Annotated in this window: 9 protein-coding genes; 5 read left to right on the top strand and 4 right to left on the bottom strand. The window is 49.8% G+C overall.

Annotated elements, in window-relative coordinates:
• Positions 1–255: 255 nt before the first annotated feature.
• Positions 256–1,488, bottom strand: a complete 1,233-nt coding sequence (locus tag Mal48_RS16945; RefSeq protein WP_197441779.1) for an outer membrane protein assembly factor BamB family protein — start codon at positions 1,486–1,488, stop codon at positions 256–258.
• A gap of 211 nt (positions 1,489–1,699) precedes the next feature.
• Positions 1,700–1,864 carry a hypothetical protein gene (locus Mal48_RS23355; RefSeq protein WP_197441778.1) on the bottom strand — a complete coding sequence of 55 codons (165 nt, stop codon included), beginning with the start codon at positions 1,862–1,864 and terminating at the stop codon, positions 1,700–1,702.
• Positions 1,865–2,290: 426 nt separating this feature from the next.
• Between Mal48_RS23355 and hslV the strand changes: the two genes are divergently transcribed.
• From hslV to Mal48_RS16920, 5 genes are all read left to right on the top strand, one after another.
• Positions 2,291–2,845, top strand: a complete 555-nt coding sequence (gene hslV / locus Mal48_RS16940; RefSeq protein ID WP_197441777.1) for an ATP-dependent protease subunit HslV — start codon at positions 2,291–2,293, stop codon at positions 2,843–2,845.
• Positions 2,833–4,173, top strand: coding sequence for an ATP-dependent protease ATPase subunit HslU (gene hslU, locus Mal48_RS16935; protein ID WP_145202226.1), 1,341 nt, complete (start codon positions 2,833–2,835; stop codon positions 4,171–4,173). Before hslV ends, hslU begins: the two co-directional genes overlap by 13 nt.
• 373 nt (positions 4,174–4,546) lie before the next feature.
• Entirely contained in the window at positions 4,547–4,861 is a 315-nt protein-coding gene (locus Mal48_RS16930) for a hypothetical protein (RefSeq protein ID WP_145202223.1), read from the top strand.
• A 348-nt stretch (positions 4,862–5,209) separates the two neighbouring features.
• Positions 5,210–8,056, top strand: coding sequence for a DUF1553 domain-containing protein (locus Mal48_RS16925; RefSeq protein ID WP_145202220.1), 2,847 nt, complete (start codon positions 5,210–5,212; stop codon positions 8,054–8,056).
• Positions 8,057–8,274: 218 nt separating this feature from the next.
• Positions 8,275–9,648, top strand: a complete 1,374-nt coding sequence (locus tag Mal48_RS16920; RefSeq protein ID WP_145202217.1) for a DUF1501 domain-containing protein — start codon at positions 8,275–8,277, stop codon at positions 9,646–9,648.
• Positions 9,649–9,689: 41 nt separating this feature from the next.
• Here the strand turns inward: Mal48_RS16920 and deoC are convergent, their stop codons facing one another.
• Both deoC and Mal48_RS16910 read right to left on the bottom strand, forming a co-directional pair.
• Positions 9,690–10,412 (bottom strand): deoxyribose-phosphate aldolase, encoded by a 723-nt coding sequence (deoC, locus tag Mal48_RS16915; protein WP_145202214.1) that lies wholly within the window; start codon positions 10,410–10,412, stop codon positions 9,690–9,692.
• A 50-nt stretch (positions 10,413–10,462) separates the two neighbouring features.
• Positions 10,463–11,386: a sugar phosphate isomerase/epimerase family protein gene (locus Mal48_RS16910; RefSeq protein ID WP_145206310.1), complete on the bottom strand. Its 924-nt coding sequence runs from the start codon at positions 11,384–11,386 to the stop codon at positions 10,463–10,465.
• Between the last annotated feature and the right edge of the window lie 383 nt (positions 11,387–11,769).

Here is an 11,769-nt window from a genome sequence, read left to right as displayed (position 1 = left end):
TAGAGGATCTTGCTCTACCGTGTGCCTGTGAAGAGCACATTGCTGTAGAACTGATCCTGAAACTTGAAATTGCTCTCTCAAACGTTGAGGAAAGCGGCTATTCCAGAGGTTTTCGGACTGGTTCTAGTAAAAATGCTGTTCGCCACGAGGCAGATACTTCAAACCAATTCGAAAGATGCTTAGGACAACATTCAGTCACTGCTTCTCATCGCGCAAGTGAAGCGTTTCGCTGATTTTTGACGTCAGGGGTGTTCGTTAATCTGTGTTGATGCGGTAGAGGGCTTTGGTTGTTCGAATCAACAGGTCGTTGTTGATGATTGCGGGGGTCGCTTTGATGCCGTCTTCCAATCGATTCGCTTGTTTGATGCGAGGTTTTTTTGTTTGGGGATCGATGATTTTTGTGACGCCTTCTTCGCTGCACAGATAGATCAGGCCGTTGGCATAGATCGGTGATGCGGAGAAATTCCCGCCGACGCGGAGTACCCATTTCCGTTTCCCGGATTGCAAGTCGAGTCCGGTGGCTACTCCCTTGTTCGAGATGATGACTACCTGATCATCGACGATAATCGGCGAGGGGATATCTGGAATTGGTCCGCGAAACTTCCACTTCCGATGCGATTCTGTAATGTCGCCGGAACCGTCGAGAGTGACGGCCCAAAGTTCTGGTTGAAAATAACCGGTGCAAAAGACTGCGATGTTGCCTTGGGCAGTCGGGCAGGGGACAGTCGAAAAACCAACGTAACGGGCATGCCAGATTTCGTTACCTGTTGCGGGATCGTATGCGTGAATCTGATCAGCACCTGGGCTGAGGAGTTGAGTGGATCCCTTGTATTCGTACAGAAGCGGTGTGGAAAATGCTCGGTGAGTAATCGGATTCGGTCGCAGCGGCGCGGAGCGTTTTCTTTCCCAGCGGAGAGAGCCATCCTTAAGATCGAGAGCGACGACTCGTTGTTGTTGCGCACCATCTAAAGTCAGAATCAACATGTCCTCAAAGATGACAGGTGAACTGCCGGGGCCGCCCTGATGCTCTACTGGAAAGTCGTTGTTCTTCCAAACGATGCGTCCTGATTCACAATCTATGCAGGCGGTTCCGTATGTTCCGTAGTGGACATACAATCGTTTATCTTTGAGGACTGGCGTCGGGGAGGCGTAGCTGTTGTCGTAGTGGATCTTTTCGAGATTTTGTGGTTCGAAGATTGTAAGGTTTTTGTCGAGCTTTCCATTTGAGAGATTGACTGAAACGACGCCGAGGATCTTTCCGTCGGGAGTGGCGGTCGTCAGCCAGCAGGTTTCACCATCGTGAACTGGTGACGAGTGACCAAGGCCCGGGATTTCACACTTCCAGCGGATGTTTTCTTTCTCGCTCCATTCGATGGGCAGTGAAACGTTTTCGAAAATTCCCTGTCCCCCTGGTCCACGAAACTGCGGCCACGATATAATTTGAGCAGAAACGGGGGTGTTGAATGCACTCGATAATAATATACCCAAGATGCAACAAATGGCTTTGCTCAATAGGGGTTTCCAGTTTTCGCAGCTCTTGCTTGTCGCATCTTCAATGCTGGTCGTGTCCGTGAAGCTCACTTTCATGACTTCATAGCCACCTCGCCACGAGGCAGAAGGTAAAGACCAATATTGGATATGCTCTAGCATGAGAATTGCTTATGAAGTCTTGCGTTTGGGGAACTATGATTCCGGGCAGTTATGGTGCACTTTCGAAGTAATTGCCATGAAGGTCAATCCCGATTGATGCGTCGGCTGGCTGAACCCATTTTTCATCGACTTTCGTTAACATGCAGCTAAGGGTCGGTTGAGTTGAGCGAATCACGAAGAGGTCGATTTGCAATTTCATAGACTTCGCACGCATTCGTGCTGCTGGTGATCGTGAGGAGTCTCTATCATCAAGGAAAAGACTCTCGCCGTGAGACAGCACGCGTATATGATTTCAGGAAATGAGATGCATTGGGGTTTCTCGGGGCTGTGAAGCGAGTCTTTCATTAGAGAAATCCTGTACATCACGAGACGGAACGATTACATCATGTTTGGAGATGTTTTAGAACTGATCCTGAAACTTGAAATTGCCCTCTCAAATGTAGAGAAAGCGGCTATTCCAGAAGTTTTCGGACTGGTCCTAGAACTGGCTCGGGAACCTGAATTTTCTCTCTCAAACATTGAGAAAAGTGACTTTCCCAAGACTTGTTAGACTGGTTCGAGAGTGCCTCAGCAGGCTTCCGGGATTGTTTCCTTTTTAACTTGAAGCTCCGTTGTTCAGATTTAGTTAGAGCAAAGAAGAATGAGCAAAAAAATAGTAACACATTCAACGACGATTATTGCAGTCAAACATAATGGCAAAATAGCCATCGGTGGTGACGGGCAGGTGACCTATGGCGATATGGTTTTGAAGCTGGATACCCGAAAGATTCGCAAAATTTTGAATGATTCCGTCGTCGTCGGGTTTGCTGGATCAACGGCAGATGCGTTTGCATTGCTGGAGCGATTCGAAGAGAAGGCGAAAGACTTCCCTGGGAATCTTCCTCGCGCGGCGACTGAGCTTGCACGGGACTGGCGAACAGATCGAATGTTACGAAAGCTGGAGGCGATGCTCATTGTGATCAACGACGAGCATCAGATGCTGATCACCGGGCAGGGGGATGTCGTTGTTCCGACCGATGGAGTGATTGGAATCGGATCGGGTGGGCCGTATGCGGTTTCTGCTGCTCGCGCGCTCTTGCGTCATTCTGAACTGGCCGCTGGTGAGATCGTTCGCGAAGCTTTGATGATCGCATCAGAAATTGACGTCTACACAAACGAGAACATTATTGTCGAGGAAATCACGTGTCGGAATTAACACCTAAAGAAGTCGTTGCCAAGTTAGACGAACATATTATTGGTCAACATGATGCCAAACGCGCGGCAGCAATTGCGTTGCGTAATCGCTGGCGCTGGAAGCAGCTACCAGAAGAGATGCGCAAAGAAGTCACACCGAAAAACATGATGATGATCGGTCCAACGGGAGTTGGAAAGACAGAGATTTGTCGTCGCCTGGCTCGCCTGACTGGATCTCCGTTGATCAAAGTTGAAGCCTCCAAATATACCGAGGTTGGATATTACGGACGCGATGTTGAAAGTATGGTCCGCGATCTGGTCGAGGCAGCGATTCAAATTGTCAAAGCGACCAAGCGGGATGAGGTGTTGCCGAAAGCAAAGCAGCGTGTCGAAGAACGTATTCTCGACCTGCTCGTTCCGACGGAATCGACATGGTCTCAAGAGGAAGACCCAGAGGCTGAGGCACGCCATCAGCGAACTCGCGAGAAGTTTCGTGAGATGCTCGCAGCCAAGGAACTCGAAACACGCGAAATCGACATCAGCATCGAACAGCGACAGGCCCCGATGCAAATCTTTTCGAATATGGGTGTCGAGCAGATGGATACAAATCTGCAAAATATGTTTGAGAAGATCATGCCTAAGCAGCACAGTCATCGCAAGGTCACAGTCGAGGAGGCGCGCGGCTTGTTGCTCGAGCAGGAAGTTGAAGGACTGATGGACCCGGATGCGATTCATGCGGAAGCGATTGAGCTTTCTGAAGAGACTGGAATGATCTTCATTGATGAGATCGACAAAATCGCCGGTGGGGCAGAAGGTTCAAAAAGTTCCGATGTGAGTCGGCAAGGTGTGCAACGAGATTTGCTGCCGATTGTGGAAGGAACCACGGTTCAAACTCGATACGGGAACGTCAAAACGGATCACATGCTCTTTATTGCAGCTGGAGCTTTCCATCGTTCACGGCCCTCAGATTTGATGCCGGAACTTCAGGGACGTTTTCCGATTCGTGTTGAGCTTCACGATCTTACTCAAGAAGACTTCCTGAAGATTTTGACCGAACCTGCGAGCTCTCTCACTCAGCAATATGTGTCACTCCTGGAAACTGAAGGCGTCACTGTAGAGTTCGAAAAAGAAGGTTTGCAGTCGCTGGCAGAGATCGCTTTCCAACTCAATCAGTCGTCGCAAAATATTGGAGCCCGACGATTGCATACCGTGCTCGAGCATCTACTGGAAGAGGTCAGTTTTGAAGCTCCCGACCTTAAAGGTCAGGCGATCAAAATTGATGCGAATTATGTGAATCAAAAACTCGCTTCTGTGATGAAATCAGAAGATATGAGTAAGTTTATCCTCTAATGATGCGTCTTTCGAAATGGTGTTCAGGTTCTGCCTCGTCGCGAACAGCGATTTTACTAGAGAAATGCGTTCTTCACGGGCACGCGGTAGAGCAAACTGCTCAAGTGTGAAGTTTCTCACATCACGTGGCTTAGGAGTCTGGCATTGTGGTCTTGGCCATCGATATGTTCGTTGACCGGTCAGTTTGCTGGGGAATATTCGCTGGCTCGAAGTTCGCGTCATTTTTCTGAGGTTCTTAAATGCGTCTCTCACCGTGTCTTACACGCAAACGCGTATTTGTGCGTTGGAAACGGTGGGATGGCATGCAGATTGCTTATCTCTTCTAACACAACAAGAAAGAAAGCAACAAGAACTAACAATAGGAGGATTTGATATGTTTAAGAAAATCATGCTCGCAGGATGTGCTTGCGCAATGATGAGTTTTGGTGGCCTTGGAACTGTCGAAACGGCTGACGCCGCGACGTGGCGAACACCTCGTGCGAATCGAATCATTCGTCGGTCTCGTGAAGTTCAACGGGACTACCGGCAGTTGCGTCGGCAACACAACCGCCTTGATCGGCAGTGGGATCGCTACCGCCACAACCGCTATCGTAGTCCTTACAGGGGACGCTATTACAACGGCTATCGAGGATACCGTGGATACAATCGCGGTTACATCAGCACACCTTATTTCTCAATCGGATTCTAATCCGATTGTCACTGAACTCTCCATCGAGTGAGTTCGAGCAGCAAAACTCGGACTGCTGAGTCCATAGTGTTTTCGTCCTGGTTCTTTGAATTGAAGAGCCGGGACTTTTTTTTGCTGAAATTTGAGTTCAAGCCCGCCTTTGCGGGTTCTGCGTTCTCGATGTGTTGAAAAAATGACTGCTTGGGGGGCAATTCACCGTTCTCTGGTTTGCGCATGACGATTGATATTGTATAAATAGGCGTGGATTTATTCGCTCTGACAAAACTTGTCATGTGGTCACTATCTCTGTGAATCACAGCGAGTTTAGAAATTTTATCAGCGTTTCCAGTTCTTGCTTGAGAGTGCTCCGTGCGAACTTGTACAGCGATCGTATTTCTGTTTGTCCCCTTCGTCTCCAGTTTGGCAGATGATCGGGAAGGTCTGGACTTCTTTGAGAAGAAAATCCGCCCAGTGTTGGTCAAGCATTGTTACGAGTGTCACTCTGCCGATAGTGAAGCGCTTAAAGGCGGGCTGTTGGTGGACTCGTCTCCCGGATTGCTAAAGGGGGGAGACTCTGGCCCTTCTTTGGTTCAAGGAAAGCCGGATGAGAGTCTGCTGCTTGATGCGTTGAAATTTGAATCGTTTGAGATGCCTCCGGCTGGAAAACTCCCCGACGAAGTGATCGCGGATTTTGAGAGATGGATTGCAATGGGGGCTCCTGATCCTCGAACTGAAATGGTGAAGCATGCTCAGTCGACACAGGGGATTGATCTCGAAGCGGGAAGACAGTTCTGGGCGTTTCAACTTCCTGAGGAGCATGTGGTTCCGGATGTTCAACAAGTCGATTGGCCCAGAAACTGGATTGATCAATTTATCTTGCATCGGCTTGAGGAAGAATCCCTAACCCCGGTGGCTGATGCTGAGCGAGAGACTCTTCTTCGCAGAATTGCTTATGACCTGACCGGTCTTCCGCCCTCGCCGAATGATGTCGAGAGTTTGCTTTATTCAGACGATGAAAATGCAATCGACGGGTATATCGATCGTTTGTTGAACTCTCCGCAATTTGGAGAACACTGGGGCCGACATTGGCTCGACGTTGCACGTTACGCAGATTCGAATGGTGGAGATTTTAACGCGACGTTTCACAACGCTTGGCGATACCGTAACTATGTGATTGATACCTTCAATCAGGATCGACCTTACAACGAATTTGTGATTGAACAGGTTGCCGGAGATTTGCTCGATGCAGACTCGGTCGAGGAGCGGACACGACAGATTGTAGCGACCGGATTTTTGATGTTCGGTGCGAAGATGCTCTCCGAACGTGATAAAGAAAAATTAAGAATGGACGTCGTCGATGAGCAAGTCACTGCAATCGGCAAGGGCTTTATGGGGATGACACTTGGCTGCGCTCGCTGTCATGATCATAAGTTCGATCCGATTCCAACAACTGACTACTATGCGATTGCAGGTATTCTGAGGAGTACTCAAACGCTTGATGGGGAAATTCAGAAATACGTCTCGAACTGGACCCGTCAACCGCTCCCCATGACGCCGGAGCATGAAGCCTCTCTGACAGCGTACAATGAAGCAGCAGGTCGATTGAAAAAGTCGATCAAAGGTGTTGAAGCGAAGCTGAAGTCGAGCGAGGCAAATTCTTCTCAATCAAAGATTCTGAAGCAAGGCATCCTTGTTGATGATTCAAAAGCCAAACTGATAGGTGATTGGAAAAAATCAACTTATTCCAAAAACTTCATCGGGAAAGGGTACATCCACGATGACCAAAAAGACCGGGGGCAGAAGAAGGCCATCTTTACGATAGATGTCCCTAAAGATGGAGAGTATGAAGTCCGCTTGGCATTTGCTGGGACGAATGGGCGAGCGACAAATGTTCCTGTGACAATCCGGCATGCTCAAGGTGAAGAATCCTTGAAGGTCGATCAGTCAAAGCAAGCACCGATTCTGACGATGCTGAAACCACTCGGACGCTTCCAGTTCTTGAAAGAGAAGCCGGTTGTTGTGGAAATTTCAAATAAGGATGCGAATGGGTATGTGCTTGTCGACGCGATCCAACTTGTTTCCGTGGAGGAACTGAATCAGCTCACCGAGGAAGATGACACCGGATTGCTTGCTGAAATTGAATCACTTCAAAAACAGCTGAGTCAACTCAAAGCAGAGCTCAAAGAACTCGACGCGAATGCTCCTCCGCCTGCTCCGAAAGCACTTGCAGTTTTGGAAGAGAAAGAGCAAGGGGATTATTTTGTTTGCATCCGAGGAGAACATCGAAACCTGGGACCGAAAGTAACTCGTGGATTCTTGAAGGTTGCGAACTTCGAGGGAGCCCCGGAGATTGAAGATGGACAAAGTGGGCGGTTAGCCTTAGCGAAATGGCTGGGGGATGCCCGACATCCTTTGACTGCCCGCGTGTACGTCAACAGAGTGTGGCATCACTTGCTGGGAGCGGGACTCGTTCGAAGTGTCGATAACTTTGGGCATCTGGGAGAACGACCGACGCACCCTCTACTGCTCGATCAACTCGCTGTCAAATTCATTGAACATAACTGGTCGACGAAATGGCTTGTCAGAGAAATTCTGACTAGCCGAACCTATCAGTTGTCGAGCCAGTATGATGAACAGCGCTGGCAAGCTGATCCTGAGAACCGATTGCTTTGGCGAGCCCATCGCAAACCGCTTCCAGCAGAGTCGATTCGCGACTCGATGCTGCTGGCGACTGAAGAACTGGACTTCTCACCCGGGGGACCGCCTGTTGCTAACCTCGGCACGTTAGTCACTCAAAACACTCCAAACGACAAGGGAGTGAAGCTTGATTCCACGAACATTCGAACTGTCTACCAACCGGTGATTCGGAATGAACTTTCCTCGTTGATGCGAGTTTTTGATTTTGCTGATCCCGATTTTGTTTCTGGTCAACGGGCACACACAACTGTTCCGACACAGGCATTGTGGATGCTGAACGGTCCGTTTATCGCCGAACAGTCAGCGAAGGTCGCTGACCGTTTAAATCAGCAAAAATTATCGACAGACAGTGAAAAGCTTGAACGATTGTACGTTGTCATTCTCGGCCGACCTCCGAGCGAACAGGAAACGGAAGTCTCCCTTGAGTTCCTGAATTCAAATGAAGTCAAAGCGAATGAGGCTTGGACCGACTTGGCACATGCCTTGTTTGCATCTTCCGCATTTCGCATGCTGGATTAATGAGCGAGATCTCAAGGAGATAAAATTGTAAGATGTTAAGTTCGGGATGTGATTGACGCGAACTTAACCCGGTCTCGCAAAGAGCGAGATCACAGGAAACAGGGATGGGCAAAAACTCGTTTGTTTGTTATCCCCATGAAGATCACTTTCACGACTTCGTAAACTGCTTGTCATGAAGCAGGACTTGAAGACGAATTAGAATTACGCGAGAAAACGCAATGTTCCATACACGACGACACCACCTGAAGCAGATGCTCGCTGGGTCAGTTGGCCTGTCAATGGCCGGATTGACGGGGCAAACGCTGGAAGCTTCGACAGTCCAGACGCAATTCACTCATCATACCCCCAAGGCAAAACGGGTCATCTTTCTGTTCATGCATGGAGGCCCGAGCCATGTCGACCTGTTCGATTATAAGCCGGAGTTGCAAAAGCGGGATGGAGGTGAGTTGCCTTTCGAAACGCCGTCGAACATCGACGCGAAACGAGTGTTAATGAAGTCTCCCTGGAGCTTCAAGCAGTATGGCGAATGCGGACAATGGGTTTCAGAACTCTTGCCACACACTGCCAAAAAGGTTGACGACTTGAGTCTCATTCTGTCTATGCACAGTAAAGGTCAGTCGCACGGACAAGCCGTTTCCATGTTACATACTGGAAGCGATAACCTTGTTCGTCCTTCACTGGGAGCATGGGTGTCGTATGGTCTGGGGACAGAAAATGGCAACTTGCCATCATTTGTTTCGATTGGGCCATCGAGTGGACATGGCGGTCCACGGAACTATGGTTCTGCGTTTCTGCCAGCGGAGCATCAAGCGACGACGATTGGCCGGCAAGGGAAAATTGGCAACGCAAAAATTGAACATCTCGTGGCGGACAGCAAGGCTCCTCAGCGAGATGAGCGGCGGCTTTCTCTCATTCAGTCCTTGAATCAATCTCACCTGGATCGGCTCGGTCCGGATAAGCGAATTTCCGGAATGATCGAGGCGTACGATCTTGCCAGCCGGATGCAGCGATCCGCCCCGGAAGTTCTGGACCTTTCCAAAGAGTCACCGGAAACCCAGGACTTGTATGGAATCGGAACCAAAGAGACCGACAACTTCGGGCGGCAATGCCTGCTTGGTCGTCGGCTCCTCGAAGCGGGTGTCCGTTTCGTTGAACTCTCAACTGGAAATGTCTGGGATCAACATGGTGGTCTCAAGGCAGGGCATGAGCGGAACGCACTTGCGACTGATCAACCGATTGCAGGATTACTGACAGATCTGGAATCGCGAGGTCTCCTCGATGACACACTCGTCGTCTGGACCGGAGAGTTTGGCAGAACTCCGACAGTTCAAGGAAGTAACGGGCGCGATCATAACCCACAAGGATTCTGCAGCTGGCTTGCTGGTGGCGGTGTGAAGAGCGGCTTCTCGTTTGGACAGACCGACGACTTCGGTTATCACGCAGCTGTGGACCGCGTCCACATGCACGACCTGCATGCGACAATCCTGCACTTGCTGGGTATCAATCACGAGGAACTGACTTACCGCTTCGCCGGACGAGATTTCAGATTGACAGATGTCGCTGGCAGAGTCGTTGACGAAATCATCGCCTGATAAACCAGTAGTGAAACGCTGAGTGCCTCAAGCTGAGAGACTCAATACGACGCCTCTCCAGAGGCCGTGATATTGATCGGTTCGAGTCCCAGTCGGTTCCGGCATTCGTCGAGAATGTCCTTGGTCCGACTCGCACCACAGCGAGAGACTCCCAGTGCTTTGACAGCCAGCAGCCCATCGAAATCGCGAACACCACCGGCAGCTTTCACTTGCACATGTTCCGCAGCGTGCTTTCGCATTAAGATGAGATCCTCATGCGTCGCGCCGCCGGTTCCATAACCGGTGGATGTTTTGACCCAGTCGACATTGAGCTCGCTGCAAATCTCGCAGAGGCGAATTTTCTGGTCATCGTTGAGGTAGCAGTTCTCGAAGATAACTTTTAATTTCTGCCCGGCTCCGTGGGTGACCTCGACAACGGACCTGACTTCTTCCCGAACATAATTCCAGTCACCGCTGAGAACTTTGGAGATGTTCACGACCATGTCGAGTTCTTCACAGCCGTCAGCGATGGCCTGTTTGGCTTCAGCATGTTTGATGGTGGATGTGTGCCCACCGTGCGGGAAACCGATTGTGGTCGATGCTTTGACAGTGCTGCCTTTGAGCTTCTCGGCACACTGCTTTAAGGCAAAAGGCATGATGCAGACCGATGCAACATCGTAGGCCAAAGCAAGTTCGATTCCGGATTCGAGATCGGCTGCGCTGAGCGTCGGGCTGAGAAGCGAATGATCAATCATTTTTGAAAGATCGGAGTAAGTGGCGTCCATGTTTGTGCTCGTGTTTCGGTTTCAACAGATGCGATCAATGCGGTGTCGCACTACTCGATGTTCGGGATGTAGTTTCTCAGGTATGTACAACTTTGTTGAAGCGACTGGAAGCGAGTCGTCAAGGATCCCTCGTAGACCCGATCTTCGACCTCAACACAAACCGGACCGTCGTAACCTGAGTCACCGAGAATCGAGAAGAATTGTCCCCAGTTGACATCCCCCATCCCCGGGAGTTTGGGAGTGTGATGCTCCATCGGGTTCGCCAAAATTCCAACACTGTTCAATCTGTCTCGGTCAATGCGAACATCCTTAGCATGGACATGGAAGATGCGGTCTGCGAACTCTTTGAGTGGACCTAGATAGTCCATGTGTTGCCAGATCATATGTGACGGATCGTAATTGAGTCCGAAGTTCGGGCTGGGGATGTCGCTGAACATGCGACGCCAGATCGCTGGGCTGATCGCAAGATTCTTACCGCCGGGCCATTCATCATTCGAAAAGAACATCGGACAGTTTTCGATGCCGATACGAACTGAATGTTGCTCAGCCAGTTCAATCAACGGGCTCCAGAGATCAAGGAAGCGAGGCCAGTTGTCATCGATTGATTTTGTCCAGTCTCGACCGATGAAAGAATTTACTCGGTCGAGTCCAAGTTGTGGCGCCGCTTCGATCAGTCGCCGAAGATGTTCGATCGCGGTCTGCGATTCTTGTTGGTCGGGGGAAAGCGGGTTCGGGTAATACCCCAGCGCACTGATGGAAACTCCGTATCTGTCGGTGAGTTCCTGAATCTCGAGAATCGAGGTGTCGTTCAGACCGGTCACATCAATGTGCGTCACTCCGGCGTATCGCCGCTCTGCTTTCCCGGGAGGCCAACACATGACTTCCACGCAGTCATAGTTCAGCTGGGATGCGATTGCAAAAACTTCTTCCAGAGTCTGGTCAGGGAGAATGGCGCTAGCGAATCCGAGTTGCATCATTGAAGTTCTCCTGCATGGGACGTACATGTTTTCTGTGATTGAGTGGGTGGATTTTAGTAAGTCTTCTGCGTGAGGCGTAGACTCTTGACCAGCTGAGAAAAAGATTCCTGAGGAGATGGAAGTTCTCGGGCAGTGTGCGAAACCCATTTCGAAATGGAATCAAATGCTTCCGCATGAGATTGTTCTGGATGAACCCTCAGAAATTTAGATTCCTGAGACTTTACGACATCGACTCCGCAGTTGATTCACATTATCAATGGTGTATTGTTTGTTCAGGTGCCATCTGAAACACCAATGAAACACTGAAAAGCCTGATTAGGTGAGATCGGTGAATTGCAACTTCGAATCGATTCGAATTACGATTCATGCTTCACGGACTC

The sequence above is a fragment of the Thalassoglobus polymorphus genome, from assembly GCF_007744255.1.
In the GTDB taxonomy this organism is placed as follows: Bacteria; Planctomycetota; Planctomycetia; order Planctomycetales; family Planctomycetaceae; genus Thalassoglobus; species Thalassoglobus polymorphus.
The sequence above is the reverse complement of the archived record's forward strand: the minus strand, read 5'-3'. Positions and strand labels throughout refer to the sequence as shown.